The sequence below is a fragment of the Jannaschia sp. GRR-S6-38 genome, from assembly GCF_029853695.1.
GTDB lineage: Bacteria > Pseudomonadota > Alphaproteobacteria > Rhodobacterales > Rhodobacteraceae > Jannaschia > Jannaschia ovalis.
The window spans coordinates 796,931-823,660 of sequence record NZ_CP122537.1 but is presented as its reverse complement, the minus strand read 5'-3'; the positions used below and the strand labels follow the sequence as shown (position 1 = coordinate 823,660).

Sequence of the window (26,730 nt, the reverse complement as noted above, 5' to 3'; positions counted from 1 at the left end):
GTCCCCGCGGGCCGGTCGGCACTTCGCGGCGGCTCAGTCCCAGGCCGCCGCGAACCCTTCCGGATAGCCCTCGCCCGACGGATCGCCGCCCGTGGCCGCGACCGCGCCGAGGCGGCCCCATTCATCCCCGCATTTCGCCGAAGCCCCGTTGCCGCCGCAGAGCACGGTGACGTGCTCGTCCAGCCGCTCGATGTAGGGATAGCCCGTCCGTGACCAGACGACGGCGCAGGGCCCGAGCCTCTCCGCCTCCACATCCAGCCCCGGCAGCACGCGTCGCATCTCGGCGAGAAGCCGCGCGCCGACCTGCGGATCGCCCGTCCCGTGGAACCAGTCGCGCATCGCCCCGCCCGAGCCGATCGTCGGCCCATCCTTCTGCCCGCCGATCTTGAGATAGAGCCGCCCGTCGGGATAGCGCACCGGCGGCAGCATGTAGAGGTCGTGGTCCCAGCCCTCCGGCACCCAGATCAGCGAGGGCAGTGCGGCCAGGCGCGCGCCCTCCGCCTCCGACAGCCGCGCGAAGGCCACGGTCCGCGCCCAGACCGTCATCGCGGGCCGCGCGGGCAGCAACCCGTCCGAGCCGGCATGCGGCCCGGTCGCCACGACCACGTGGCCGCCGGCGAGCCGCGACCCGTCGGCCAGGGTCACCGTGCCGCCCGCCCGCGCCGTCGCCGCCTGCGGGATCAGCGTCGCGCCGGCCGCCTGCGCCAATTCCGTCTGCGCGGCCCGCATCGCCCGCGGGTCCATCCAGCCGCCGCCCGTCGCCTCGAAACTCGACACCGCGCCCACGGGCAGTGCGATGCCCAGCCGGTCCCGCACCTCGGCCGCGTCCAGCCGCGCGGCCCCTTCGACCCCGTCCGCGACCCGCAGGAAGCCCGCGGTCCAATCGGCGAGCGGCCCGTCGCGCAGCCCGGCCATCAGCGCGCCGGTCTCGTGGTAGATGCGCCGCCCGGACCGGGCCTCCAGATCGCTGTAGCGCGCGATCGACCGGGCCGAGGCCCGCGCCCAGACCGGGTCGGAGGCGACGTGCCGCGTGATCCGCGCGGCGTCCCAATGGCTTGCGAAGGGGCCGGCGCTGTCGGCGTAGCGCGCGGGCTCGGGCGGGCAGACCAGCGCCACGCGATGCCCGGCCTCGGCCAGGTAGCGGGCGCAGGGCGCCCCCATCATCCCGCCGCCGATGACGATGAAATCGAAGCTCTCCACCGTCCTGTCTTCCTCTGGCCGGAAATACCTCGGGGAGCGCGAGGGGCGGCGCCCCTCGCCTCGCCGCTCACTCCTCGCGCAGCGTATCGATCATCAGCGCGACATTGTCGGGATCGGCATCCGGGGTGATCCCGTGGCCCAGGTTGAAGATATGCGGGCCCTTCGACAGGGCCGCGCGAATGCGGCGCACCTCCGAGACCAGCGCGTCGCCGCCGGTCACCATGTGGCGCGAGGCGAGGTTGCCCTGCACGCAGCCCGTGGGCTGGACATGTTCGGCCACCCATTCCGCGTCGACCGAGTCGTCGACGGCCACGCAATCCGCGCCGGTGGCGGCGTGGAAGCCGATATAGCCCTCGCCCGCCTCGCGCGGGAAAGCGATGATCGGCAGGTGCGGATGCCGGCGCTTGAGCTCGGCGATGATGCGGCGCGCGGGCTCGACCGCGTAGCGCTGGAAATCCGCGCCCTTGAGCGATCCCGCCCAGCTGTCGAACAGCTTCACCGTCTCCGCGCCCGCCTGCACCTGCGCGTCCAGATACTCGATCGTGGCCGCGATCAGCAGCTCCATCAGCGCGTCGAACGTCGCGCGATCGCTGTCCTTGAGCGCATGGGCCGGGCCCTGGTCGGGCGTGCCGCGCCCGGCGATCATGTAGGTGGCGACCGTCCAGGGCGCGCCGGCGAAACCGATCAGCGCGACCTCGGGCGGCAGCGCGCCGGCGAGGTTGCGCACCGTCTGGTAGACCGGCGCGAGATGGTCGTGGATGTCGTCCGGCCCCTTCAGCTTCGCGAGGCCCTCGGGGCCGGTCACCGTCGACAGGCGCGGGCCCTCGCCCGTGACGAACCACAGATCCGCGCCCAGCGCGTCGGGCACCAGCAGGATGTCGGCGAACAGGATTGCCGCGTCGAAGCCAAAGCGGCGGATCGGCTGCAGCGTGACCTCGGTGGCGAGGTCGGGATTGTAGCACAGCGACAGGAAATCGCCGGCCTCGGCCCGGGTCGCCTTGTATTCGGGAAGGTAGCGCCCGGCCTGCCGCATCATCCAGATCGGCGGCACCGGCAGGGTCTCGCCCGCCAGGGCCCGCAACAGCGGCTTGGTATTCGTCATCTCTCTCTCCCGCGGGTCTGGACACCGCCTGCCGCCTTGTTGTCAGAGTGTCAATCGACGCGCGACTGTCAACCGCGCCTGACAGATTGGACGACCCATGCCCGAGGCCTTCTCTCCCGCCCACCCGCTGCGCATCGGCACGCGGGGCTCGCCGCTCGCGCTCGCGCAGGCGCATGAGACGCGGGACCGGCTGGCGGCGGCGCATGGGCTGGACCCGGCGGCCTTCGAGATCATCGTCATTAAGACCACGGGCGACCGCGTGCTGGACCGTCCGCTCAAGGAGATCGGCGGTAAGGGCCTCTTCACTCGCGAGATCGAGGAAGACCTGCTGGCGGGCCGCATCCACATCGCCGTCCACTCGATGAAGGACATGCCGACCCTGCAGCCCGAGGGCCTGGTCCTCGACACCTACCTGCCGCGCGAGGACGTGCGCGACGCCTTCGTCACGCTGGACGGTCGCGCGCTGTCGGACCTGCCCGAAGGCGCCGTGGTCGGGACGTCATCGCTCCGCCGCCGGGCGCAGCTGTCGCACCGGCGCCCCGACCTGGAGGTGGTGGAGTTCCGCGGCAACGTGCAGACCCGCATGAAGAAGCTCGCGGGCGGCGTGGCCGAGGCGACCTTCCTCGCGATGGCCGGGCTGAACCGCCTGGGCCTTTCGGACGTGCCCCGCACGGCGATCGGCACGGACGACATGCTGCCCGCCGTGGCGCAGGGCGCCATCGGGATCGAGCGGCGCGCGGATGACACGACCATCGCGGCCCTTCTGGAAGCGATCCATGACGGCCCCACGGGCCAGCGCCTTGCCGCCGAGCGGCGGTTCCTGCTTACGCTCGACGGGTCTTGCGAGACGCCCATCGCCGGGCTGGCGGAGCTCGACGGCGGCACGCTGCGTTTCCGGGGCGAGATCCTGCGCCCCGACGGGTCGGACGTGCTGGCCGAGGCGGGTGACGCCCCTGTCGAGGATGCCGCGGCGCTGGGCGAGACATTGGCGCGAAACCTGCTGGACCGCGCGCCGGACGGGTTCTTCGACTGGAGGGGATGACGGCCACGCCCCCGGGGCGTGTCAGTCGAGCCCCATCCCGCCATCCGGAGATCCGTCCCCGAAGGCCAGGCACAGAAGCCCGATGACCAGACCCGACAGGGTCGCGCCGAGTCCGGTGAGGAGGAAGCCGTGTTCCGCGGCGGCCATGGCCGTCAGGCGGGCGATCCGGTGAAAGGTGCCGACGTCCGAGTCCAGGCCGGGGATGTGGCCGAACATCACGGAGACGCCGAACCAGATCGACGCGATCCAGATGCCGATCGCCCAGCAAAGGTTGGTCCTGGTCATGGAAGCGCGGCTCTCGACAGACGTGACGTGCCCCTCGGATAGCCGAGGGTCGTGACCGCAATGGGGCGCGCGGGCGTCAGCCCGCCCAAGGCCCGTGCTGGCCGGTCTTGCCGTTCACATGCTCGAACCCGTGCAGCCCGAAGAAATCGCGCTGGCCCTGGATCATATTCGCCGTTCCGCGCGCCGTGCGCATCGCGTCGAAATAGGCGAGGCCCGAGGCCAGCGCCGGGACCGGGTGGCCGTGGAGCGCCGCCTGCGCCACCACCTGCCGCAGCGCGCCGTGATGCCGCTTCAGGAGATCCGCGAAATGCGGCGTGCGCATCAGGTTCTCGCCCGGGGCGTCGCCCAGCGCCTGCGCCATGTCGTCGAGCATGGCCGAGCGGATGATGCAGCCCTCGCGCCAGATCCGCGCCACGGTGGGCAGATCCACGTCCCAGCCATGCGCCTCGCAGGTCGCGGCGATCATCACGAAGCCCTGCGCATAGGCCAGCACCTTGCCGGCGATCAGCGCGCCTTCCAGCGTGGCATGGTCGATCTCGACGGGCTGCGGCGCGGGGCCGAACAGCGCCTCGCCCGCCGCCCGCTCCGCGCGCCGACCCGACACGTTGCGCGCCACCACCGCCGCCTCGATGGCGGGGATCGGCGTCAGCAGGTGCTGGCTCTCGATCGCGGTCCAGCGCCCGGTGCCTTTCTGGCCCGCCGCGTCCACGATCACCTCGAGCAGCGGCTTGTCCGTGGCCGGATCGGTGGCGCGGGCGACCTTGGCCGTGATCTCGATCAGGTAGCTGTCGAGCGGCCCGCGATCCCAGGCTTCGAAGAGATCGGCCACCGCGCCCGTGTCCAGCCTCATGCCGTCGCGCAGCAACCCGTAGATCTCGGCGATCATCTGCATGTCGGCATATTCGATGCCGTTATGGACCATCTTCACGAAATGCCCCGCCCCCTCGGGCCCCAGCAGCGCGGCGCAGGGGGCGCCCTCGTGCTTGGCGGCGATGGCCTCCATGATGTCGGCGACGCGGTCCCAATGCGCGGGCGCGCCCCCGGCCATGATCGACGGTCCGTGCCGCGCGCCTGCCTCCCCGCCCGAGACGCCGACGCCGAGGAAGGGGCCGTCGCCTGCGGCCATCCGCCGGTTCGTGTCGTGGAAATTGGCGTTGCCGCAATCGATGATCAGATCGTCTTCGTCCAGAAGCGGGCGCAGCGCGGCGATCTGGTCGTCGACCGGATCGCCCGCGGGCACCATTAGGATGATCGCCCGGGGCGGGGCGAGCGCGGCGACGAGCTCTTCCAGCGTCTCGCAGGGCGTGATCCGCGGGGCCAGATCGCCCGCGGCCTTCGCGAAGTCGCGCGTCTTCTGCGTCGTGCGGTTGAAGACGGCGATGTCGAAGCCCTTCTCGGCGATGTTCGCGGCCAGCGCCGCCCCCATCGTCCCCAGCCCGATCAGCCCGATCCGTGATGTGTCGGCCATGCGCCGCGTCCTCCCCCGTGTTCCTTCGGCGACGGTAGTGCCCGGGGCGGCCGGGCGAAACCCGCGCCGTCGCCGCGCCGGGCCGGAACGCCACCGCGGCGGGGCACGTTGTTCCGGGAACGCCCACAATCCGGAGCCAATCGCCATGACCGCCCCCGACATCCCCGCCCAGTCGCAAGACGCGATGCCCGCCGCCGAGCACAAGATGGACCCGGCCCCCGATTACGCCCCGCGCCATCCCGGTGTCGGCAAGCTGAAGGGCAAGGTCGCCCTGATCACCGGCGGCGACAGCGGCATCGGCCGCGCGGTCGCGGTGCTCTTCGCGCGCGAAGGCGCCAAGGTCGCCATCGCCTATCTCGAGGAGGATCGCGACGCCGAGGAGACCAAGTCCCTGGTCGAGGACGAGGGCGCGGAATGCCTGCTCATCCCCGGCGATCTGGGCATCAAGGCCAATGCGACGGCGGCGGTCGAGAAGACGGTCGAGCGCTTCGGCGGGCTCGACATCCTGATCAATAACGGCGCCCAGCAATGGCTGGACGAGGATTTCGCCGCGCTGTCGGAGGACCTGATCCGGCAGATGATCGGCTCGAACATCATGGCCTACATGTTCACCACCCAGGCCGCGCTCGAGCATCTGCCCGACGGGGCGGCAATCGTGAACACCTCCTCTGTGAACGCCTTCGCGGGCATGGGCTCGCTCGTGACCTACTCGATGACGCGCGGCGCGTCGCTCGCGTTCACCCGGTCGATGGCCTCGAACCTGATGGACCGCAAGATCCGCGTGAACGCGGTCGCGCCCGGCCCGATCTGGACGCCCTTCATCCCCGGCACCATGCCCGCCGAGGCGGTCGAGGATTTCGGCTCCGGCGCGCCGATGGGCCGCGCGGGGCAACCCTGGGAGGTCGCGACCGCCTTCCTTTTCCTCGCGTCTTCGGATGGCAGCTACTATACGGGCCAGACGCTGCACCCGAACGGAGGCATGGTGGTTGGCGCCTGACACGACCTGGCCATCGGCCCCCGCGATCTATCAGATCTATCCCCGCTCGTTCCGCGACACCCGCGGAACGGGTGTCGGCACGCTCGACGGCATCACGCAGAAGCTGGACCACGTGGCCAAGCTCGGCGTCGATGCGATCTGGCTGTCGCCCTTCTACCCGTCGCCTATGTCCGACGGCGGCTATGACGTCGCGGATCACTGCAACGTGCACCCGATGCTGGGCACGCTCGACGATTTCGACAAGCTGGTGCGCCGGGCCCATGACCTGGGCTTGCGCGTCGTCATCGACCAGGTGTTCAACCACACCTCGAAGGAGGCGCCCTGGTTTGCCCGCTCGGTCGCGCGCGATCCCTATTACGACGAGTTCTACGTCTGGTGCGATCCCAAGCCCGACGGCACCGCGCCCAACAACTGGCTGTCGCAATTCGGACCGCCGGCCTGGACCTGGAACCACATCCGCCGGCAGTACTATTTCCACAACTTCACCGCCGAGCAGCCCAGCCTGAACCTGCGCTGCGAGAACGTGAAGGCGGAGATGCGCAAGATCATGCGCTTCTGGCGCGACCGCGGCGTGGACGGCTTCCGGATCGACGCGATCACCTCCTTCGTCTTCAACACCGAGATGGCCGACAACCCGCCCGCGACGCCCGAGGTGCAGGATCGCGTCTCGGGCGAGAATTTCGTGCCCTACACCTACCAGGATCACGTCCACGACATCCTGCCCGGCGACGGGCTCGACTATGTCGAGAACATTCGCGACTGGGCGGGGTCCGATGCTTTCCTGCTGGGCGAGGTCACCTCCGGCAACCAGTCGGTGGAACTCGCCTGCGGGCTGACGCAGCCGGGCCGGCTCGACGCGGCCTACACGACCGACCTGCCCGAGCGGGCGGGAACGGCCGCGGCCTATGCCGACATCATGTCGCGCGCCGAAGATCCGCAGGCGCTGGGCTGGTGGCTGTCGAGCCACGACCAGCCGCGCCATGCCGGCAAATCGGGCGACGGTTCGGACCGCGACGTGCGCTTCCTCTCGCTGATGCTGGCCGTCTCGCCCGGCACGGTGCTGGTCTACCAGGGCGAGGAGCTGGGGCTCTGCCAGCCGCAGCTGCCCAAGGCGGCGGTGACGGATCCGCTGGACCTGCTCTACTGGCCCGACGGGCCGGGCCGCGAGGGCGCGCGCGTACCGCTGCCCTGGGCCGAGGGCGCCGATCGCGGATTTTCCACCGGGCGGCCCTGGCTGCCGATGGACTGGGCCTCGGGCCTGTCGGTCGCGGTGCAGGAGATCGCGCATGACAGCAACCTGCGCTTCTACCGCGAGATCCACGCCTTCCGGCGCGACAAGCTGCGTGGCCGCAAGCTGCAGGGCTGGCGCCACGAGGGCGAGGTGATCGGGCTCGATTACGACTGCGCCGAGGTGGTGCTGAATTTCGGCACGGACCCGGTCGAGGCCCGGCCCGATCCCGACATCGCCTCGGGCGAGATGGAGGGCGGCACCCTGCCCGGGCGCACCGGCGCGATCTGGCTGCGCTAAGCGCCGGCCCCGTCCCGGTCCGGGCGGGGCCTCAGCCCCGTCCCCACCAGCGCCACAGCCCCCAGACATTCACCGCCAGCAGCACGCCGTTCTGGATCAGGAGCGCCGGCTTGTCCTGCGCCAGCGACGCGCCGATCCAGCAGAGCGACGCCACCACGAACAGCGCGAAGCCCCAGGCCACCAGCCGCGGCGGCTCGCCCCAGGCGACCATCAGCGCGGCCGCGATCGTCGCGACGGCCGCCGCCCAGCGCGTCAATTCGAGGACGTCCAAGCCTCAGCGCCGATCCGCGATCGCCCGCGAATAGTCGGGCGTGTCGAGGCCCCAGGGCAGGTCCGTGCGGTCCGGGTCGTGCAGCTCGGGCTCGGCGGGGCCCGCCTTCGACGCGCGTCCCAGCATCGCGCCGATCCCCAGAAGCGCCGCCGCCGCGCCGAAGACCAGCGCCTTCCGCGCGCGGTCGCCGTCGACGATGATGCCCCGATCGGCGGCCCGGTCGTCGAAGGAGCCATGCGCCTTCGACGGATAATCGGCCAGCGGCCCGTCCAGGTTGTCGTCCCGCCCGAAATCGGGCTGCGGCGATTCCTGCGCCTCCACGCCCATCTTCTCGAGCTGGCTTTCGACCACGTCCGGAAACAGCATGTTGGCGAAGACGAGCTTCAGGACCGAGCGCCCGACGAGCACCTCGCGCGCGCCCGTCTCGACGGCGCGCAGGATAGCCTCGGCGGCGACTTCGGGCTGGAAGATCGGCGGGGCGGGCTGCGGCTTCGCATCCAGCCGGTTGCGCGCCCAGTCGAATTGCGGCGTGTTCACCGCCGGCAGCTGCACCATGCCCAGCGTGATGTCGCGGCGCCCGCGCGCGATCTCGATCCGCAGGGCCTGGGTGAAGCCCTCTATGGCGTGCTTGGCCCCGCAATAGGCGGCCTGCATCGGCACCGACGTATAGGCCAGCCCCGAGCCCACGTTGACGATCCGCCCGGTCTCCATCACGCGCAGCGCCGCGCGGCAGCCATTCACCGTGCCCAGATAGGTCGTGTCCGTGATCTTGCGGAACTCCGCGTCGTCGACCTCCGCGAAGGACGAGAAACTGGTGAGCATGGCGTTGTTGATCCAGACCTCCGGCGCGCCCCAATCGGCGACGATCGCGTCGGCGGCGGCCTCGACCTGCGCGGCGTCCGACACGTCGGCGGAGCGGGTCCAGAGATCCGCGCCCAGCTCGGCCCGCATCTGGTCCAGCCGGTCCTGGCCGCGCGCCAGCACGGCGACGCGGTAGCCGCGGGCCAAAAGCGCCTCGACCGTGGCGCGCCCGATGCCGGCGGAGCCTCCGGCGACGACTGCGATGGGTTTCATGTGATCTCTCCTCGCGGGTGATGGGGCGTGTCTGGCAGGTCAACGTGAAACGGGCGCCCCCGGTTGCGGGGACGCCCGTCGAAATCGTCGCGCGTGGCGCGGCCTGGGGTCAGGCGGCGAGGTCTTCGCGCGTCTCCAACTGCTGGATCGCGGATTTCAGCGCGGCATGCTGCTCGCGCAGGAACAGCGTTTCGGGCGCCTCGGCGCCGGCGGCGTCCTGCGCGTCCTCGTAGGTCTGCAGCAGGTGGCTCTCGCCCCGGATGACCTCCTGCAGCACGGCGGCGTCGCGGCCGCCCGTGGCCTTCTCCTTCAGGTCGAGGAAGACGCGATGCGCCGCGGCCAGAAGCGAGCCGTCATCGGCGATCGTCTGGCCTTCCTTCACGAGATAGGCGCGCACCTCGGCGGCATCGCGGTCGCGGCGCGAGATGAAGCTCTCGAAGATCTCCGTCAGGCGCGGCGAATCCACGTGGTCCACCGCTTCGCGATAACCCTCGCGCGAGTCGATCAGGCGGGTCAGAAGGGTCTTCAGGGTGTCGATACGGTCGGCCATTTTGGCTCTCCCTTTCGTTTGCAGGTTACAGTAGTTCAACGCGGGCCAGCGGGGGGTATGTTCCTGCTTTCGCAAGGGAAACCCCGCGACAAAACGACAGGGGAAAATAGAACGGGGCGCGGCATCGCATCGACGCCGCGCCCCGTCTGGGCTCCACACGAGCCGGTCAGTTCAGGCTGCTGCCCAGCTTCTGCTTCTCGGCCTCGTCCTCGGCCGCCGACTTGATGCGCTCGGCCGCCGCTTCGGCGGTTTCCTCGACGCGATCCACGGCTTCCCGGCCGGTCGGCGTCTGGCGCTTGGCGTCGCGCATGGCCTCATCGGCCACGTCGCGCGCCTCGTTCAGCGCGGCCTCGGCCACGGCCTGCAGCTTGGCGGCCTCGGTGCGGAAGATGCGGTCGGCCTCCTCGAAGGCGCGGTCGCGATACTCGCCCAGCATCTCGTCCTCGCGGCGGGTGCGGGGCAGGGCGGCGCCGATCGCGGCCCCCAGCCCGAAGGCCAGAAGGCCGCCGATCAAGGGTTGCGCGTCGTAGCCGCGGCGGCCGCGCGCGGCGTAGTCGCCCAACCGCTCCTCCACCGCCGCCTGCGCGTCATGCGCCTTCTGCCTGGCGCGGATCACTCGGTCACGGGCATCGTCTGACATGTCTTCGGTTCCTTCGGTAATGCGGTTGCGGAGCTCGGCCGACGCTCGGTAGCGGCCGCGGCTCGGGATGTCGGGGGCCTTCAGCCGCGCTTCGCGGGCCGAGGCGGCGGCATAGCCTTCGCGCGCGCCGCGCAGGAAGGCGTCGCGCGACCGGCCGGGGTCTTCCGAGCCGCGGACTTTTTCTTCCAGCCCGTGCAGCGCGGCGGCGGCCTTGTCGCGGAGCGCGCGAGCCTGTGCGGCCGCCGCGTCCCAGCGCGAGGGCTCCTCCGCGTCGCCTTCGGCCCGGGCCAAGCGCGCGTCGAAGCCCGCCATTGGCGGCGCCTCCTGGCGCAGGCCCGGCGCGGCGGGCTTGGCGCTGCGGTCCCAGGCGGGTTGCGGAGGCGTCCCGGCGGCATCCGCCGCGCCGCGCTTGCGGCCCCAGTCGGGCGCGTGTTCGTCATGGGTCGCGGCCCAGCGGTCATAGCCCGGCTTCTTGCGCGACCGGCCTGCGATCATCATCGCCACGCCGACCCCCGTCAGGATCGCGCCGACCGGGTTCTCCTTCAGCGTGTTCCCCGCCTTCGCGGCGATCTGGCCGCCATTCTCGCGCAGGTAGTCCTTGGCCGTATCCGCGATCTGCTCGGGCGCGAAGCGCGCCTGCAGATCCTCCAGCGAGCGGGCCAGCGCGCCGCGCTCGGCCTCGATCTCGCGTTCGATATCGGCGACACTCTTGGTCTCGGCCATCACATGCTCTCCTTCACCGCCTCGGCGTCGCGGCGGACGTTTTTCGCGGTGCGGGTGGGCGCCAGGCTGGTCGCCTTCAGGTCGTTCAGCCCCTTGGCCACCATCAGGTAGGCGATCAGCGCCAGCACGCCGCCGACGATCAGCGCGGCCCAGCCGGTCTCGAGCCCCAGTTCGGCGATGGCGGCGACCAGCGCGCCGGCCAGCACGTTGAGCGCGACCAGCGCGATCACCATCGCGCCCACCAGAAGACCCACGGCCACGCCCGCGCGCTGCAGGTTCTCGCCCATCTCGGCGCGGGCGAGGTCCATCTCCTTGCGGACGAGGTTCGAGACATGCGTCAGCACGTCGGCGAACAGGCCCGCGGTTCCCTTGCGGCGATCCTCGTCCTTCATGGCTCAGACATCCCCGCGGCGGCGGTCATGCGGCATGTGGGCGACGCCCGCGGGCGGATCGTCGAAGCGGTCGACATCGGGGCCGGCCGTGACGTAGCCGCCGCGCGACACCCGGCCACCATGGCCGCCATGCCCGTCCGAGCTCGCCTTCATCAGGCGCGCCACGCCGAAGCCTAGCAGCGCCGCGCCGCCCAGGAACAGCGCCGGGTTGCGGCGCGCGAAGCGGCTGACATCGTCCACCACGTCGCCGAGATCCTTGTCACGGATGTGGTCGGCGGCCTGGCTGAGGTTCTGAGCCACGTAATCGGCGGCCTGCGATTGGTAGCTTTCGGCCCCGAACTGGCGGCCGGCCTCGCGGATCTGCTCGGCGGTGCGGTCGATCTCGCCGGTGGCGTAGGACTTGGCCTCCTCTGCCTTCGCGTCGGCCATGCCGCGCGCCTTCTCGGCGGCCTTTGCCGCCTGCGCCTTGGCCTTGTCGCTCAGCTGGCCGGCGCGATCCTTGGCGGCTGCGCCGGTTTCCTCCGCGATCTCGGCGGCGGATTTCTGGGTATCAGGCGTGTCCTGCGCCGCCATGGCGGCGCTGTTCTTCTCGATATCGGCCGGGCTGCCGGTTTTGGCGGCGGCCGGTTTCGCGGTGGTCTTGTGGGCCATGATGTCCTCGGTCTGTCGGGGCAGGGGGCGGTGATGCGCTGGATCGGGCCGGATCAGAGGACGAACTGGATGATGGCCAGGACGACGACGACGACACCAATGATGTAGAAGATATTGCGCATTGAAGGCCCCTTTCCGGGTGCTGCGGCGGCCGGCGGGCCACCAGGGATCGATGCGGTTCCAACGCGGGCCTGCGGCGAAGCGTTCCAAATCGTCGCAGGGGAGGCGCTTGCCGTGGCCGCGATGAGAACGTAAACGGAACGTATGGCCAAGATGACGATTCAGGATAAGCTGGCGCTGCTGTCAGACGCGGCCAAGTACGACGCGTCCTGCGCGTCCTCGGGCACGTCGAAGCGCGGATCGCGCGACGGCACGGGGCTCGGATCGACGACCGGATCGGGGATCTGCCACGCCTACGCCCCCGATGGGCGCTGCATCTCGCTCCTGAAGATCCTGATGACGAATTACTGCGTCTACGACTGCGCCTATTGCGTGAACCGCGCCAGCTCGAACGTTCTCCGCGCCCGGTTCACGGTCGACGAGGTCGTGTGGCTGACCACCGAGTTCTACCGCCGCAATTACATCGAGGGGCTGTTCCTCTCATCGGGCATCATCAAGTCCTCGGACTACACGATGGAGGAGATGGTCCGCATCGCCGAGAAGCTGCGCGCCGGTGGCTTCCGCGGCTATGTCCATCTCAAGACCATCCCCGAGGCCAGCCCCGAGCTGATCGAACGCGCGGGCCTCGTCGCCGACCGCCTGTCGATCAATGTGGAGCTTCCGACCGATGCTTCGGTCCGGTCGCTCGCCCCCGAGAAGGATCCCGTCGGCATCCGCAAGGCGATGGGCAAGGTCCGCCTGACGAAGGAGGATTATGCCGAGCGCAGCTTCACCGGCCGCCGCCGCGCGAAATTCGCGCCCGCCGGGCAGTCCACGCAGATGATCGTCGGCGCGGATGCCGCCGACGACGCGACGATCCTCGGCAATGCCAGCCGCCTCTACGGCGCCTACGGGCTCAAGCGCGTCTACTACTCCGCCTTCTCGCCGATCCCGGACTCGAGCGCCGTCCTGCCACTGATCGACCCGCCGCTGATGCGCGAGCACCGGCTCTATCAGGCCGACTGGCTGCTGCGCTTCTACGATTTCGAACTCGGCGAGATCGTCACCCGCGACGCGGGCGGCATGCTCGATCTCGATGTCGACCCAAAGCTCGCATGGGCGCTGGCCAATCGCGACCGCTTCCCCGTCGACGTGAACCGCGCCGAGAAGGCGATGCTGCTGCGCGTGCCGGGCTTCGGCACCAAGATCGTCGACCGCATCCTGAAGGCCCGCCGGCAGGGCGCGCTGGGGCTCGAGGATATCCGCCGCATGGGCGGCCGCGTGAAGGCCGCCCGCGCCTTCGTCACCGCCAAGGGCCACCATCCTTCCGGCGCGCTGGACGCCGCCGATCTGCGGGCCCGCTTCGTCAAGCCGAAGCAGATGGAGCTGTTCTGAGATGTACGCCCCCCGCCTTCCGCGGCTGGGGACCGAACCCGCCTGGCGCGATGCCGCGCGGCGCCTGGCGGCCGTGCGCCCCGCCGATATCGACTGGGGCTGGGAGGACGCGGACGCGGCCTTCTTCGCCGACCCGCTGCCCGAGGCGCCCACCGACCTGACGGTGCCCAAGGCCTTCCCCGGCCTCGTCCGCCCGCTCTTGTCCGAGCGTTCGGGCCGCGGCTTCGCACTCGCCCACGCGCTTCTCCACCGCCTTCAGGCGCAGCGCGGCCTGTTGTCGAGCCGCGCCGATTCGGACGTGGCCGAGGCGCAGCGCATCGCCAAGGAGATCCGGCGCGACATCCACAAGATGCACGCCTTCCTGCGCTTCCGCGAGGTCGACGCCCCGGGCCCCCGCCGCGCCTTCGCCGCCTGGTTCGAACCCGATCACCGCATCGAGGAGGCGACCGCCGATTTCTTCGTCAACCGCTTCGGCGACATGGATTGGCGCATCGTCACGCCCGAGGTGACGGTCACCTATCGCGACGGCGCGCTCGACCTCGTCGCGACCGATAGCCTGCGCCCCGAGGCGGAGGACCCGCTGGAACAGCTCTGGACGACCTATTATTCCAACATCTTCAACCCCGCCAGGCTGAAGGTCGACGCAATGCGGGCCGAGATGCCCAAGAAATACTGGCGGAACCTTCCCGAGGCCCGGGCCATTCCCGATCTGATCGCCGGAGCGCGCGCCGCCACGCTGAAGATGCAGCAGGCCGGGCCGACCCAGCCGGCGCCGCAATCGCTGCGCCGGCCCGCGCGGCCCGAACCGGAGCCCGCCATGCCCGATACCAGCCCCGACCTCTTCGGCGCCCCCGACCTGCCCACGCTCGCGCGCGAGGTCGAGGGCTGCACCCGCTGCCCGCTCCATGCGCCCGCCACGCAGGTCGTCTTCGGCGAGGGTCCGGCCGCGGCCCGCGTGATGATCGTCGGCGAGCAGCCCGGCGACCGCGAGGACATTGCCGGCCGCCCCTTCGTGGGCCCCGCGGGCCAGCTCTTCGACGAGGTGGCGCAAGCGGCCGGGCTGGATCGCGGCGATTGCTACGTCACCAACGCGGTGAAGCACTTCAAGTTCGTCCAGAAGGGCAAGCGCCGCATCCACCAGAAGCCCGCGACCTCCGAGGTGAACGCCTGCAACTGGTGGCTGGGGCAGGAGTTGCGCGCCGTCGATCCCGCGCTGGTCGTCGCCATGGGCGCCACGGCGCTGCACGCGCTGACCGGCAAGGGCGCGGGCCTGCTCAAGCGCCGCGGCGGGGTCGAGCGCACGAAGGACGGCCGCCCGGTCCTCGTCACGGTGCACCCGTCCTACCTTCTGCGCCTGCCCGATCCCGAGGCGCGCGCCCGCGAAACCGAGGCCTTCCGGCGCGATCTCGCCCGCATCCCGGACCTGCTCGCCGCCTAGTTGGGCCGTGTAAAGCTTGGTAAGTGCCTGATGCCGGACGTGCATTCTCGGCGGCGCGCCGCTCATGGATTCGGCAAGATGGGAACCGAGAGGCTATACTGAGCGTCTAGTCGGGGGGTGCCGACCGCCCCGAATGATCGCATGAGGGAGGAGCCGAGGATGCAGCGTCTGGACACAGTTATATTTCCCGTCGCCGGGATGGGGACGCGGATGCTGCCGGCCACCAAGGTCACCCCGAAGGAGCTTCTGCCGGTCTACGACACGCCGCTGCTGCAATTCGCCGTGGATGAGGCGCTGGCCGCGGGGGCGAAGCGCCTCGTGATGGTCTCGCATCCCGCCAAGCCCGCCATCGCCGAGTATTTCGAGCCCCAGCCCGACCTGACCGAGGCGCTGGCCGAGAAGGGCAAGGACGAGTTGCTGCAGACCATCCGCGCGACCGCGCTGCCCGACGATGTCGAGCTGCGGATCGTCATGCAGCCCGAGCCGCTGGGCCTCGGTCATGCCGTCCTCTGCGGCGCGGAAGCCGCGCTCGACGGCCCGGTCGGGGTGATCCTGCCCGACGACCTGATCCTCGGCACGCCCTGCCTGTCCGAGATGGCGCAGGCCTTCGATCCGGAGGTGATGAACAGCCTCGTCGCCGCGCAATCCGTGCCGCGCGATCGGGTTTCGAGCTACGGCATCTTCGATCTCGACGACGCCACCGGCCAGACCGTCCCGGCCCGCGGCTTCGTCGAGAAGCCCGATCCTGCCGACGCGCCCTCGACCCTCGCCGCGGTCGGGCGCTACGTCCTTAGCCCCGCGATCTTCGACGTGCTGCGGGGCACCGGCGAAGGCGCTGGCGGCGAGATCCAGTTGACCGACGCGATCGCCGCGCTCGGGCGCATCGCCGCCTTCCGCTTCTCCGGGACGCGCTACGATTGCGGCGACAAGGACGGGATCGTCGCGGCGACCCTTGCGGTGCAGCGGTCGAAGGGGGACGATAGAGTAAGACTTGCCGCCGAGTGACGGCTTCCTGGGAGGGGACCTATGCAATACTATGAAATGATGGGCTTCGCGCAGGGGTCCGACCCCTGTCTCGAGGAGGACACGTCCATCGACCTGCCCAGCCCCGCCAGCGCCGCGCTGTTTCTCGACTTCGACGGCACGCTGGTCGATATCGCCGACCGTCCCGATGGCATCACTGTCACCGACGCGGCCCGCGACGTGCTGGCCCGGGCCTTCGACAAGCTCGACGGCCGCGTGGCGCTGGTCTCCGGCCGCGCCATCGACGACCTGGAGCGCTGGGTCCCCGAATTCACCGGCCCGCTGATCGGCGCGCATGGCTCCGAGTTCCGCCTCGATGGCGAGCGCGTGCAGGCCGCCGATTACGACATGGAGATGGTGAGCCGCCTGCAGCGCCTGGTCGAGGATTTCGGCAAGCTGCGCCCCGAATTCCTGGTCGAGAACAAGCCGACCGGCGTCGTGCTGCATTACCGCGAGGCCGAGCATCTCGCCGCCACGGCCTTCCACTTCATGGAAAGCCTCGCCCAGGCCGCCGACGGATTCAAATTGCAGCCCGCGCTCATGGCCTACGAGCTCAAGCCCGAATGCGTCGGCAAGGACGTTGCCCTGCGCCGCCTGATCGAGCGCGAGGACTTCGTGGGCCACGTGCCGATCTATGCCGGCGACGACCTGACCGACGAGCCGGCGCTGCAACTGGTGCAGGACCGCGGCGGCATCGCCATCAAGGTGGGCCCCGCCGACACCTGCGCCGGCCACCGCCTCCACGACCCCGCCGCGCTGCTCAAGCAGCTGGGGGGATGGCTTGCCTGACGACGAGCCACATCAGGGACGGCTCATCGTCGTCTCGAACCGCATCCCCAAGGGCGACGTGCCGGCGGGCGGACTGGTCTTCGCGATCCACGAGGCCCTGACCGGCGCCGGCGGCATCTGGATCGGCGCGGCCGACCCGACCGACCAGGCCGAGGACGGGCTGACCAAGATCGGCTCGGGCGATTACGAACGCTTCACCTTCTCGATCAACCACGAGGAGCATCGCGGCTACTACCTGGGCTATGCCAACTCGGTGCTCTGGCCGCTCTTCCATCACCGGCCCGACCTCCTGGAATTTCACCAGGGCGATTTCGACGCCTATGTCGCGGTCAACCGCCGGGTCGCCCGGGCCATCGCCGAGATCGCCGAACCGGACGACCTGATCTGGGTCCAGGATTACCATTTCCTGATGGTCGCGCACGAGCTGCGCAGCCTCGGGGTGACCAACCGGATCGGGCTGTTCCTGCACATCCCCTTCCCCAACCCCAACGACGTGATGGCGCTGCCGCAGGTCGCGATGATGCCCGCCTGGATGGCCGCGCATGACGTGGTCGGGCTGCAGACCCGCCGCGACGTGATTTCCATGGTCGAGGCGATGCGCCACGACACCAAGACCCAAGTCCTCAACGACGGCACCTGGATCCGCGAGGGCCGCGTCTTCTCGATCCTGAACTTCCCGATCGGCATCGACGCCGAGAGCTTCGCCGAGGCCGCCCGCGCCGCCCCCGAGGTCGAGCTGCAGCTCGCGCCCAAGGCGCCGCTCCTGCTGGGCGTGGACCGGCTGGATTACTCCAAGGGCCTCGTGCACCGGTTTGAGGCCTTCGACGCCTATCTCGACATGCGCGAACAGGGCTCGCCCCGGCCCACCTTCATCCAGATCGCCCCCGGCTCGCGCGAGGACGTGGAGGCCTATCGCGACATCCGCGAGAAGCTGGAACGCACAGCCGGCTCGATCAACGGCGCCCATGCCGATCTCGACTGGACGCCGATCCGCTACATCCGCCGCCATGTCGACCGCGAGGTGGTGGCGGGGCTTCTGCGCCGCGCCGACGTGGCGCTGGTCACGCCGCTCGCCGACGGCATGAACCTCGTGGCAAAGGAATTCATCGCCGCGCAGGATCCCGAGGATCCCGGCGTACTGATCCTGTCGCATTTCGCCGGCGCGGCCGAGCAGATGGAAAGCGGCGCGCTGCTGGTCAATCCCTTCGACCGCACCAGCTTCGCCCGCGCCATCTCGGACGCGATCCACATGCCGCTGGAGGAGCGCAAGGAGCGACATGCCATCCTGCGCGAAGGCGTGTTCCGCGAGGATATCAAGTGGTGGACCGACAGCTATCTCGACCGGCTGCGTCGCGCGCCGCGCAGCTTCGACAGCCAGCTTCGCGCCATCTAGGCGGGCCGCGTCGCCACCTGGATCGTCGTCCGGATCGGGAGGATGGTGGCGGTGCAGGGACTTGAACCCCGGACACGCGGATTATGATTCCGCTGCTCTAACCAACTGAGCTACACCGCCACTGGCGCGCCAGATACGGCTCCGCCCCGGGGCCGTCAAGTCCGCCGGGCGCGCTTTTCATCCCGCCCGCCGCGTGGCACGACGCCACCCCGGAGGAGCCCGCCATGAAAGACCATTCCGCCGACCCGCTGGACGCCTTCCGCGATCTCCTGGGCGCCGCGCATGTGCAGACCGGGGAGGCTGCGGCCCGCTTCGCGACCGACTGGACCGGCAAGTGGCACGCCGCGCCGCTGGCGGTGCTGCGCCCGGCGAACACCGGGGAGGTCGCTGCCTGCGTCCGCCTCGCCGCCGAACACGCGCTCGCCATCGTGCCGGTGGGCGGCAATACCGGGCTCGTCGGCGGCACCGCCAATCGCGGCGCGCTGATGATCTCGCTGGAGCGGATGGCCGCGATCCGCGCGATCCGCCCCGAGGCGGGCATCGCCGTGGTCGAGGCGGGGGCGATCCTGTCGGACATCCACGCCGCCGCCTCCGAGCACGACCTGATCTTCCCGCTGACCTTCGGCGCGCGCGGCTCGGCGCGCGTGGGCGGCTTCCTGTCGACCAATGCGGGCGGCTCGAACGTGGTGCGCTACGGCTCGACCCGCGGGCTCTGCCTCGGGCTCGAGGTGGTGCTGGCCGATGGCTGCGTGCTCGACCTGATGAGCGAGCTGCGCAAGGACAATTCCGGCTACGACCTGCGCGATCTCTTCATCGGGGCGGAAGGCACGCTGGGCATCATCACCGCCGCCGTCCTGCGCCTGTCGCCCCGACCCCGCCACCACGCCGCCGCGCTGGCCGCGGTGGAAAGCCTGCCTGCCGCGCTGCGGCTCCTGCGCCGCCTGCAGGCCGCCAGCGAGGGCGCGGTCGAGGCCTTCGAGTACATGCCGCGCAGCTACATGGCCGCGCTGGCCCGTCACCGGCCCGACCTGCGCCAGCCCTTCGCGCTCCACGACCATGCCGTGATGATCGACCTGGGCGGGCTCTCGCGCCCCCTCGACGACGTGCTGGAGGCCGCGCTGGCCGAGGCGGCGGAAGCGGGCGAGGTGCTGGACGCGATGGTCGCGCAGAACGAGGCCCAGCGCGCCCATATCTGGGAGATGCGCGAGGCCGCCGCCGAGATCACCTTCACCCGCCTGCCCATCGTCGACAGCGACGTGGCCCTGCCGCTCGACGGGGTCGCGGGGTTCATCGCCGAGATGGAGACCCGCCTCGCCGACCTGGATCCGGGGGCCGAGACGCTGATCGTGGCGCATCTGGGCGACGGCAACATCCACCTGACCGTCTATCCGACGCGCGACGCGGCCGATCACCTCGACGCGATCCGCGAAATGGTCGAGGCGGTCTGCGTCGCCCGCGGCGGCTCGATCAGCGCCGAGCACGGCATCGGCCTGTCGAAGCTCGCCACGATGAGCCGCCGCAAGGATCCCGTCGCGCTCGACGTGATGCGCGCGATCAAGGCGGCGCTGGATCCGGAGAACCGGATGAACCCGGGCAAGGTCATCCCGGAGGGATAGGGGGGCGCCGGGGGCTCGGCCCCCTGGACCCCCGGAGTATTTCCAGACCCGTGATGCGGGGTCAGGGGCGGCCCACGACCTGCGTCAGCGCCAGGCCCGCCGCCATCAGCCCCAGCCCGGCCGCCCGCAGCACCGTCAGCGGCACCTGCCGCGCGCCGAACAGGCCGAAATGGTCGATCGCCGCCGCCGAGAGCACCTGCCCCAGCAGCACGAAGAACACCGCGTTGCCGACCCCGAAGACCGGCGCGATCCAGGTGATCGACAGCACGTAGAACGCGACCAGCAACCCAGCGGCGAAGAGATGCGGCGGCTGTCCCGCGAGCCGCCCCAGCGCGGCCGGCCCGGTCAGAACCGTCACCACGCCCGCCGCCGTCAGCGCCACCGCGAAGAGCACCACGCCCGCCGCGGCTGGCCCGCCGATATTGGCGCCCAGCCGCGCGTTCAGCGCCGCCAGCACCGGGATGCCGATGCCCGCGGCCAGCATGATCGCCGCATGGCCCATCATGCCGCGTCCACCTGCCGAAGCCAGGCGGCCAGCGCGTCGCTCACCGCCTCGGGGCGCTCCAGCGTGGGCAGGTGTCCCGCGCCGTCGATCACCACGAGCCGCGCGCCGGGGATCAGTTCGGCCATCATCTCGTGGCGGTGCAGCGGGCAGAGCGCGTCCTCCCGCCCGCAGAGCACCAGCGACGGCACCGCGACGCCTCGCAGCGTCTCGCGCCGATCCGCCCGCCCGGCCAGCGCCTTTGACTGGCGCAGGAAGATTTCCGCCCCCAGCGCCTCCGCCATCTCCATGCAGAGCGCCAGCACCGCCTCCCGCCCCGGCCCGTCGGCCAGGTAGCCGGGCTTCGTCTCGTCGCGCATCACCCTGCGGAGGCCCCCCGCCGCGACGCGCTCCATCTGCGGCACCCGCGCCTCGGCCACCGCGGGGTGCTCGGCCTTCGGATTGGTGTCCATCAGGCACAGCCCCGCCACCCGTTCCGGCGCCTGCGCCACGATCTCCATCGCCACGATCCCGCCCATGCTGAGCCCGGCCAGCGCGAAGCGCGGCGGCGCGACGTCGAGCACCGCGCGGGCCAGCTCCGCCGTGGTCTCGGCGCCCGAAATCGGCGCCACCATCACCGCGCGGTCGCGGATCGCGGCGATCTGCGGCGCGAAGAGCCGCGCGTCGCACATCATGCCGGGCAGGAGCAGAAGGGGGGTCCTCATGGCGATCATCTGCGCGTCCCGCACGGGCCCGGTCAACGGCCTTTGACGTCGATCGACGGCATGCTAGGGCATACGGACACGGTTTTCGTTCGTGGGAGGCTCGAATGACCGATTTCTTCATCCTCGCCGTCGCGGTCTTCGCCGCGGTCGTCCTGGCCCGCGTGCTGACACGCGGCTGGCGTCCGCTGGACGACAGCGAAGAGGCCGAACCCCGCTAAGCCCCCAGGTGCCGCGCGCCCCGCGCGCGGGCCAGCCGGATCTGGCGCATCCGCTCGCGGAACCGTTCGCGGTCGGTTGGGCCGTACTCCCCGACGCAGAGATGGCACTGCACGCCCGGCTCGTATTCGGGCCGCGCCGCGTCTGCACGCGACAGCGGCCGCCGGCAGGCATGGCAGAGCAGGTGATCGCCGGGCGCCAGCCTGTGCCCGACGCTGACGCGATCGTCGAAGACGAAACACGCGCCGCGCCAGAGGCTTTCGCCCTCCGGCACTGTCTCCAGATAGCCTAGGATGCCGCCCTTAAGGTGCACCACCTCCGCATGGCCCTCGGCCCGCAGGAGCGCCGTCGATTTCTCGCAGCGGATGCCGCCCGTGCAGAACATCGCCACCCGCTTTCCCGCCAGCCGGGCGCGATTCGCTGCCCACCAGGCGGGGAAATCGCCGAAGCTGGCGGTGCCCGGGTCCTCCGCCCCCGCGAAGCTGCCGATCGCGACCTCGTAGGCGTTGCGCGTGTCCACCACCACCGTGTCCGGGTCGTGCAGCACCGCGTTCCAATCGCTGGGCGCGACATAGGCTCCGGTGCCGTTCGCCGGCGCGATATCGGGCCGGCCCATCGTCACGATCTCGCGCTTGAGCCGGATCTTGAGCTTGCCGAAGGGCATCGCCGGGGCCGGGCTCAGCCGCGGGCGCAGGTCGGCGCAGCCGGGCAGGGTGCGCAGTCTTTCGATCAGGGCGTCGATCGCCTCCGGCGCGCCCGCCACGGTCCCGTTCACCCCTTCCGGCGCGAGCAGGATCGAGCCGCGGATCCCGCGCGCCGCGCAAAACGCCCGCAGCGGCGCGCGCAGCCCGCCCGGGTCGCGCAGCGTCGCGAAGCGGTAGAAGGCGGCGACGGTGACGAGGCTCTCTGACATGGGACCGGGCCGTAGCCTGTCGGCGCGGGCCGCTCAAGCTCCGGTCCGAGGGCCGCAAGCGCGCCGCACGTAGCCCGACCGCCCGATGACCGCCATTGCACCCCGCCCGCCAGGCCCTAACCTGCCCGACGACTGGAGGATCCGACATGCCCGACCCCACCCGCGCCCTCATCGTGATCGACGTGCAGACAGGCTTCTGCCCGGGCGGCAACCTCGCCGTGCCCGGCGGGGATGCGATCGTGCCCGGAGTCAACGCGCTGATGGACGCGTTCGACCACGTGATCCTAACGCAGGACTGGCACCCGGCGGGCCATTCCAGCTTCGCCTCGAGCCATCCGGGCCGCGCGCCCTACGAGGTGATCGAGATGGATTATGGCCCGCAGGTGCTCTGGCCCGATCACTGCATCCAGGGCACGGCGGACGCGGGCTTCCATCCCGACCTCGCCACAGGCCGCGCCCGCGCGATCATCCGCAAGGGCATGAATCCGGCGGTCGACAGCTATTCGGCCTTCTTCGAGAACGACCACGCCACGCCCACCGGGCTCGACGGTTACCTGCGGACGCTCGGGGTGCGCGAGCTGGTGATGGTCGGCCTCGCCACCGATTTCTGCGTCAACTTCTCGGCGGTGGACGCCGCGAAGCTGGGCTATGCGGTGGAGGTGCGCGAAGAGCTCTGCCGCGCCATCGACCTCGACGGCTCGCTCGCCGCGGCGCGCGAGGGGATGCGGTCGACGGGGGTGGTGCTGGGCTGAGGGGGCCTTCCGCCCCGCCGGGCCGGGCAGGGCCCTCGGGACGCGCTCGGGCGCCCCTCGCCACGGAAACGCTCCTCACCGCATGCATCGCCCCTACCGGCATCCTGCGCGATAGGCCGGCCTTTGCCATCCGGCACCCGCTCTGCTCTAACCCCCTCGTCCCGACCGGAGGCCAGATGCCTGCCACACCCCGTGCCACCCGCCGCGCCGCCCGCGCCGGCCCGCCCCGCGACGCTGCCTCGCTGCGCGCGGCGCTTGTCGCCGCCCGCGCGCCGGGCAGCCCCGCGGAGGTGACCGAGCGCGCCCGCGCGGGCCTTCTGGCCTGGCTCGACGCCTCCACGGCGCAACCCTTTGAGACGCTCGTTCGCGCGCTCGCCACCGGGGCGGTCGCAACCCAGATCGGCCGCGCCATGCTCGCCCAGACGCCCGAGCCGCCGGGCCTCGCCTGCGCGGCGGGCTGCGCCTTCTGCTGCATCCTGCCCGGCGCGGACGGCGCGACTATCACCGGGGCCGAGGCCCGCGCGCTGCATGCCGCGCTGGCGCCCCAGAGCGGGCCCGGCGGCACCGACTGGCACCCCGAGGCCTGCCCCGCGCTCGACCCCGACACCCGCATGTGCCGCGCCTATGACGCGCGCCCGATGATCTGTCGCAGCTATGTCAGCCGCGACGCCGCCGCCTGCGCCGCCATCGCCGAGGGCAGGCCGATGCCCGGCCCCGCCACGCACCCCGCGCAGATCACCTATCTCACTGCCCATGCCCTGGCCCGCGCCGCGCTCGCCGGGGTGGCCCCGACCCCGACCTACGCGCTCAAGACCGTGGCCGCGCGGGCCGGCGCGTCGCTGGCCGAGGCGCTCAAAACCGCCCGCCACGCGCCGAAATCGCTCGACGCCGAACGCCGCCGGCTCGTCCGCGGGATGGGCCCGGCGCGCTAGACATCGCCCCCGCGCGCGTGGCTTAACCCCAGCAAAGGGGACCCCATGATCGACATCGCCACCCGCGTCTGGAACCACAAGTGGAAGATCGACCCGATCGTCCGCTCGCTGATCGACACGGATTTCTACAAGTTGCTGATGTGCCAGTCGGTCTTCCGCAACCGGCCCGACACCCGCGTCACCTTCTCGCTGATCAACCGCTCCGCCCATGTCCCGCTCGCGCGCCTCATCGACGAGGGCGAGCTGCGCGAACAGCTCGACCACATCCGGACCCTGTCGCTGGCCCGCGGCGAGTCCACCTGGCTGCGGGGCAACACCTTCTACGGCCAGCGCCAGATGTTCCGCCCCGATTTCATGGAATGGTTCGAGGCCCTGACGCTGCCACCCTACCACCTGGAGCGGCGCGGCGATCAGTACGAGCTGGCCTTCGAGGGCGCCTGGCCCGAGGTCATGCTCTGGGAGATACCGGCGCTGGCCGTTCTGATGGAACTCCGCTCCCGCGCCGTGCTGCGCGATCTGGGCCGGTTCGAGCTGCAGGTGCTCTACGCCCAGGCCATGTCCCGCGTCTGGGGCAAGGTGCAGCGCCTGCGCGACCTGCCCGACCTGCGGCTCGCGGATTTCGGCACGCGGCGGCGGCATTCCTTCCTCTGGCAGGACTGGTGCGTGCAGGCCCTGCGCGAGGGGCTGGGCGACAGCTTCACCGGCACCTCGAACTGCCTGATCGCCAAGAACCGCGACCTTGAGGCGATCGGCACCAATGCCCACGAACTCCCCATGGTCTATTCCGCGCTGGCCGAGGGCGACGCGGCGCTGGCCCGCGCGCCCTACGACGTGCTGGCCGACTGGCAGGAGGAGCATTCCGGCAACCTGCGCATCATCCTGCCCGACACCTACGGCACCGCGGGCTTCCTGGAGCGCGCGCCCGACTGGCTGGCGGGCTGGACCGGCATCCGCGTGGATTCCGGCGATCCGGCCGAGGGCGCCGAGACCGCGATCCGCTGGTGGCAGTCGCGCGGCGAGGATCCGCGCGAGAAGCTCGTGATCTTCTCCGACGGGCTGGATGTCGACAAGATCGAGCAGCTCCACCAGCAATTCTCCGGCCGCGTCCGCGTCAGCTTCGGCTGGGGCACGCTGCTCACGAACGACTTCCGCGGCCTCGTCGAAGGCGACCGCCTGGCGCCGTTCTCGCTGGTCTGCAAGGCGGTGGCGGCCGACGGCAAACCCACCGTCAAGCTGAGCGACAACCCCCGCAAGGCGATGGGCCCCGAGGCGGAGGTTGAGCGCTACAAGCGGGTCTTCGGGGTGGGGGCGCAGGAGGAGATGGAGGTGGTGGTTTAGAAGAGATCACCGTTATGGATTTTGCCGTCAAGAAGCCAACAGCCCCAGAATTGTTGCGAGCAGAAGAAACAGGCCGCCTGCTATAACTGGATGACTTTCTATCTTCGATACAATCCCATTTTTCGGATCCTCATCTTCCCCTTCAGTATAAATCTTGCCGCCAGTCGCTTGATTGTGGACTTCCAGAAGCTGATTTGCTAGATATCCCTCGAGAAGCCCCTCCATTTCACCCAAGTCTGTCTTCCCACGCTTCCATGCTTCATCAGCCGCTTCAAGCGCGTTATAGTATGGGCTTTTATTTTCTGCTATTTGCTCTGGGATCGTGTTCGTGCCCGGCAGAACCTTCTCAAGTTTTCCGCAGAGGACCATGTATGATAAAATTCTAGATGTCCTGCCATTTCCATCCGAAAACGGATGTATCCAGTTCAGACGCCACATGACGTATGAACTAAGATGGGTGGCCGTATGTGAGGACCAGTTTGCCTTTAAATACTCCAGCATCTCCTCGACGTGCCTCGCAACGTCTTCACCTGAAATTGGTTCGTGACTGCTTCCCTTGATAGCTACGCCTGCGGGTCTGAAATTCCCGGCGTACGGATCAATCCCGTCCATTGCCTTTCGGTGAAGGGTAAGGACCATTGAAATGTTCAGCGATGGCCGCTTTGCCTTTATCCACCGCTCTACCTCGTCCATTCCCCAGTCGAATTGATCTAGGGCGTTTGCCGCCTCCTTCTCCGCCAGCTCAATAGGATCAGAGATCAGTACAGGAACCTCAGCCTCGCTTTTTCGGTCGGCCATCTATCAGCTGTTCTCTTCATTTCGTGATTTCCGAGCTGCCTTTTCGACCATCTTGCGCGTCACTTTTTCATTTTCGATATGCGCTGTTCCATATGCAAAGCTTACGCGCTGTTTAAAGGTTTCCGGTTCGCTCATTTGAACTCTTTTTGCCACTCTGAGTAGTTCATTTAGAGATTTTTTCATTGTGCCCGCTCCCAAATGTGGTGTCACTTACACTCCCATGTAGCTCTTCTTGTAGCAAGAGCGAAGGCTGGTCCCTGCGTCATTTCGGGGCAAGAAGGAACGCACCCTACCTCTCCCCAAGCAGCGCGCCCAACCCTACCCCCAACCCCCCCGCGCCCTACCTACCCGCGATGATCCGCTTCATCGACATCGCCTATGAGCGCTTCGCCGCGGCCATCTCCACCCTGCTTCTCGCAGGGATGGCGATCGTCATCCTGGTCGCGACCTTCTCCTTCCTGCGGCTGACCGGCGAGGTGCTAACCGGGGCCTTTGCGGGCACCAGCTACGCCACGCTTCAGCGGCTCTTCGACGGGTTGCTCGGCGCGATCATCGCGCTGGAGCTCGCCCATTCCGTCCACCTGATGGTCACCGGCCAGCGCGGCTTCGGGCAGGTGCGGATCGTGCTGGTTATCGGCATCCTCGCCGTCGTCCGAAAGCTCATCGTGGTCGAGCTCGAGGCCGTGTCGGGCCTCCTCCTCCTCGGTCTCGCCGCCGCCGTGATCGCGCTGGGCGGGATCTACGCGCTCCTCATCTGGATGGATCGCGACGGGAAGATGCCCAAGGACTGACGCCGCCCCCGACCGGCGCCGACCCGCCGGCGCGCGGCACAACCCCGGACGGAACGGCGCCCCCGTGATACACTTCATGCGGGAGGCGGCGGCCGGCAGCCGCGCCTC

At 70.0% G+C, this 26,730-nt stretch carries 29 protein-coding genes and 1 tRNA gene; 13 read left to right on the top strand and 17 right to left on the bottom strand.

Going from position 1 to position 26,730, the window contains the following annotated elements; all coding sequences use genetic code 11:
- Window positions 1-33 precede the first annotated feature (33 nt).
- Entirely contained in the window at window positions 34-1,200 is a 1,167-nt protein-coding gene (locus tag P8627_RS04215; RefSeq protein ID WP_279966353.1) for an NAD(P)/FAD-dependent oxidoreductase, read from the bottom strand.
- Between the two features lie 67 nt (window positions 1,201-1,267).
- Complete coding sequence (gene hemE, locus P8627_RS04210; RefSeq protein WP_279966352.1) at window positions 1,268-2,302, bottom strand: uroporphyrinogen decarboxylase; 1,035 nt, start codon at window positions 2,300-2,302, stop codon at window positions 1,268-1,270.
- A 97-nt stretch (window positions 2,303-2,399) separates the two neighbouring features.
- Between hemE and hemC the strand changes: the two genes are divergently transcribed.
- Complete coding sequence (gene hemC, locus P8627_RS04205) at window positions 2,400-3,344, top strand: hydroxymethylbilane synthase (RefSeq protein ID WP_279966351.1); 945 nt, start codon at window positions 2,400-2,402, stop codon at window positions 3,342-3,344.
- A 21-nt stretch (window positions 3,345-3,365) separates the two neighbouring features.
- Here the strand turns inward: hemC and P8627_RS04200 are convergent, their stop codons facing one another.
- Both P8627_RS04200 and gndA read right to left on the bottom strand, forming a co-directional pair.
- A complete protein-coding gene (locus P8627_RS04200) occupies window positions 3,366-3,629 on the bottom strand; it encodes a hypothetical protein (RefSeq protein ID WP_279966350.1) in 264 nt (87 codons plus the stop codon).
- 76 nt (window positions 3,630-3,705) lie between these two features.
- Entirely contained in the window at window positions 3,706-5,097 is a 1,392-nt protein-coding gene (gene gndA, locus P8627_RS04195) for an NADP-dependent phosphogluconate dehydrogenase (RefSeq protein WP_279966349.1), read from the bottom strand.
- A gap of 145 nt (window positions 5,098-5,242) precedes the next feature.
- Here gndA and P8627_RS04190 point away from each other — a divergent pair, with 145 nt between their 5' ends.
- Both P8627_RS04190 and P8627_RS04185 read left to right on the top strand, forming a co-directional pair.
- Window positions 5,243-6,094 carry an SDR family oxidoreductase gene (locus P8627_RS04190; RefSeq protein WP_279966348.1) on the top strand — a complete coding sequence of 284 codons (852 nt, stop codon included), beginning with the start codon at window positions 5,243-5,245 and terminating at the stop codon, window positions 6,092-6,094.
- The gene (locus P8627_RS04185) at window positions 6,084-7,622 is read left to right on the top strand and encodes an alpha-amylase family glycosyl hydrolase (RefSeq protein WP_279966347.1); all 1,539 of its coding nucleotides are present in this window, start codon (window positions 6,084-6,086) and stop codon (window positions 7,620-7,622) included. The genes P8627_RS04190 and P8627_RS04185 overlap by 11 nt, the downstream gene beginning before the upstream one ends.
- Window positions 7,623-7,653: 31 nt before the next feature.
- Here the strand turns inward: P8627_RS04185 and P8627_RS04180 are convergent, their stop codons facing one another.
- From P8627_RS04180 to P8627_RS04150, 7 genes are all read right to left on the bottom strand, one after another.
- Entirely contained in the window at window positions 7,654-7,893 is a 240-nt protein-coding gene (locus tag P8627_RS04180; RefSeq protein ID WP_279966346.1) for a hypothetical protein, read from the bottom strand.
- Window positions 7,894-7,896: 3 nt separating this feature from the next.
- Window positions 7,897-8,967 carry an SDR family oxidoreductase gene (locus P8627_RS04175; RefSeq protein WP_279966344.1) on the bottom strand — a complete coding sequence of 357 codons (1,071 nt, stop codon included), beginning with the start codon at window positions 8,965-8,967 and terminating at the stop codon, window positions 7,897-7,899.
- Window positions 8,968-9,076: 109 nt separating this feature from the next.
- Window positions 9,077-9,517 carry a ferritin-like domain-containing protein gene (locus P8627_RS04170; protein WP_279966343.1) on the bottom strand — a complete coding sequence of 147 codons (441 nt, stop codon included), beginning with the start codon at window positions 9,515-9,517 and terminating at the stop codon, window positions 9,077-9,079.
- A gap of 166 nt (window positions 9,518-9,683) precedes the next feature.
- Window positions 9,684-10,880 carry a DUF3618 domain-containing protein gene (locus tag P8627_RS04165; RefSeq protein ID WP_279966342.1) on the bottom strand — a complete coding sequence of 399 codons (1,197 nt, stop codon included), beginning with the start codon at window positions 10,878-10,880 and terminating at the stop codon, window positions 9,684-9,686.
- Window positions 10,880-11,272 (bottom strand): phage holin family protein, encoded by a 393-nt coding sequence (locus tag P8627_RS04160; RefSeq protein ID WP_279966341.1) that lies wholly within the window; start codon window positions 11,270-11,272, stop codon window positions 10,880-10,882. Before P8627_RS04160 ends, P8627_RS04165 begins: the two co-directional genes overlap by 1 nt.
- A gap of 3 nt (window positions 11,273-11,275) precedes the next feature.
- On the bottom strand, window positions 11,276-11,923 hold the full coding sequence (locus P8627_RS04155) for a hypothetical protein (RefSeq protein ID WP_279966340.1): 648 nt from the start codon (window positions 11,921-11,923) through the stop codon (window positions 11,276-11,278).
- A 53-nt stretch (window positions 11,924-11,976) separates the two neighbouring features.
- Window positions 11,977-12,195 (bottom strand): hypothetical protein, encoded by a 219-nt coding sequence (locus tag P8627_RS04150; protein WP_279966339.1) that lies wholly within the window; start codon window positions 12,193-12,195, stop codon window positions 11,977-11,979.
- Between P8627_RS04150 and P8627_RS04145 the strand changes: the two genes are divergently transcribed.
- The 5 genes from P8627_RS04145 (at window position 12,188) to P8627_RS04125 (ending at window position 18,060) form a co-directional block, all read left to right on the top strand.
- Window positions 12,188-13,417 (top strand): putative DNA modification/repair radical SAM protein, encoded by a 1,230-nt coding sequence (locus P8627_RS04145; protein ID WP_279966338.1) that lies wholly within the window; start codon window positions 12,188-12,190, stop codon window positions 13,415-13,417. The genes P8627_RS04150 and P8627_RS04145 overlap by 8 nt on opposite strands.
- Window position 13,418: 1 nt before the next feature.
- Window positions 13,419-14,855, top strand: coding sequence for a UdgX family uracil-DNA binding protein (locus P8627_RS04140; protein ID WP_279966337.1), 1,437 nt, complete (start codon window positions 13,419-13,421; stop codon window positions 14,853-14,855).
- A 159-nt stretch (window positions 14,856-15,014) separates the two neighbouring features.
- Entirely contained in the window at window positions 15,015-15,860 is an 846-nt protein-coding gene (locus P8627_RS04135) for a UTP--glucose-1-phosphate uridylyltransferase (RefSeq protein ID WP_279966336.1), read from the top strand.
- A 21-nt stretch (window positions 15,861-15,881) separates the two neighbouring features.
- Window positions 15,882-16,667, top strand: a complete 786-nt coding sequence (gene otsB, locus P8627_RS04130; RefSeq protein ID WP_279966335.1) for a trehalose-phosphatase — start codon at window positions 15,882-15,884, stop codon at window positions 16,665-16,667.
- Window positions 16,660-18,060, top strand: a complete 1,401-nt coding sequence (locus P8627_RS04125; protein WP_279966334.1) for an alpha,alpha-trehalose-phosphate synthase (UDP-forming) — start codon at window positions 16,660-16,662, stop codon at window positions 18,058-18,060. The genes otsB and P8627_RS04125 overlap by 8 nt, the downstream gene beginning before the upstream one ends.
- A 43-nt stretch (window positions 18,061-18,103) precedes the next feature.
- Here the strand turns inward: P8627_RS04125 and P8627_RS04120 are convergent.
- Window positions 18,104-18,180, bottom strand: a tRNA-Met gene (locus tag P8627_RS04120).
- A 104-nt stretch (window positions 18,181-18,284) separates the two neighbouring features.
- On the opposite strand from P8627_RS04120, the gene P8627_RS04115 reads away from it, so the two are divergent.
- A complete protein-coding gene (locus tag P8627_RS04115) occupies window positions 18,285-19,676 on the top strand; it encodes an FAD-binding oxidoreductase (protein WP_279966333.1) in 1,392 nt (463 codons plus the stop codon).
- Window positions 19,677-19,737: 61 nt separating this feature from the next.
- Here the strand turns inward: P8627_RS04115 and P8627_RS04110 are convergent, their stop codons facing one another.
- From P8627_RS04110 to trhO, 3 genes are all read right to left on the bottom strand, one after another.
- A complete protein-coding gene (locus tag P8627_RS04110; protein ID WP_279966332.1) occupies window positions 19,738-20,181 on the bottom strand; it encodes a DMT family transporter in 444 nt (147 codons plus the stop codon).
- Entirely contained in the window at window positions 20,178-20,882 is a 705-nt protein-coding gene (locus tag P8627_RS04105; RefSeq protein ID WP_279966330.1) for an alpha/beta fold hydrolase, read from the bottom strand. Before P8627_RS04105 ends, P8627_RS04110 begins: the two co-directional genes overlap by 4 nt.
- A gap of 214 nt (window positions 20,883-21,096) precedes the next feature.
- A complete protein-coding gene (gene trhO / locus P8627_RS04100; RefSeq protein ID WP_279966329.1) occupies window positions 21,097-22,011 on the bottom strand; it encodes an oxygen-dependent tRNA uridine(34) hydroxylase TrhO in 915 nt (304 codons plus the stop codon).
- A gap of 146 nt (window positions 22,012-22,157) precedes the next feature.
- Here trhO and pncA point away from each other — a divergent pair, with 146 nt between their 5' ends.
- From pncA to pncB, 3 genes are all read left to right on the top strand, one after another.
- Window positions 22,158-22,763 (top strand): bifunctional nicotinamidase/pyrazinamidase, encoded by a 606-nt coding sequence (pncA, locus tag P8627_RS04095; protein ID WP_279966327.1) that lies wholly within the window; start codon window positions 22,158-22,160, stop codon window positions 22,761-22,763.
- Window positions 22,764-22,939: 176 nt separating this feature from the next.
- A complete protein-coding gene (locus P8627_RS04090) occupies window positions 22,940-23,695 on the top strand; it encodes a YkgJ family cysteine cluster protein (protein WP_279966325.1) in 756 nt (251 codons plus the stop codon).
- A 45-nt stretch (window positions 23,696-23,740) separates the two neighbouring features.
- Entirely contained in the window at window positions 23,741-25,033 is a 1,293-nt protein-coding gene (gene pncB / locus P8627_RS04085) for a nicotinate phosphoribosyltransferase (RefSeq protein ID WP_279966324.1), read from the top strand.
- A gap of 27 nt (window positions 25,034-25,060) precedes the next feature.
- Here the strand turns inward: pncB and P8627_RS04080 are convergent, their stop codons facing one another.
- Entirely contained in the window at window positions 25,061-25,831 is a 771-nt protein-coding gene (locus P8627_RS04080; protein WP_279966322.1) for a Fic family protein, read from the bottom strand.
- 3 nt (window positions 25,832-25,834) lie between these two features.
- A complete protein-coding gene (locus tag P8627_RS04075) occupies window positions 25,835-26,041 on the bottom strand; it encodes a hypothetical protein (RefSeq protein ID WP_279966320.1) in 207 nt (68 codons plus the stop codon).
- A 143-nt stretch (window positions 26,042-26,184) separates the two neighbouring features.
- On the opposite strand from P8627_RS04075, the gene P8627_RS04070 reads away from it, so the two are divergent.
- Window positions 26,185-26,622: a phosphate-starvation-inducible PsiE family protein gene (locus tag P8627_RS04070; RefSeq protein WP_279966318.1), complete on the top strand. Its 438-nt coding sequence runs from the start codon at window positions 26,185-26,187 to the stop codon at window positions 26,620-26,622.
- The last annotated feature ends 108 nt before the right edge of the window (window positions 26,623-26,730 follow it).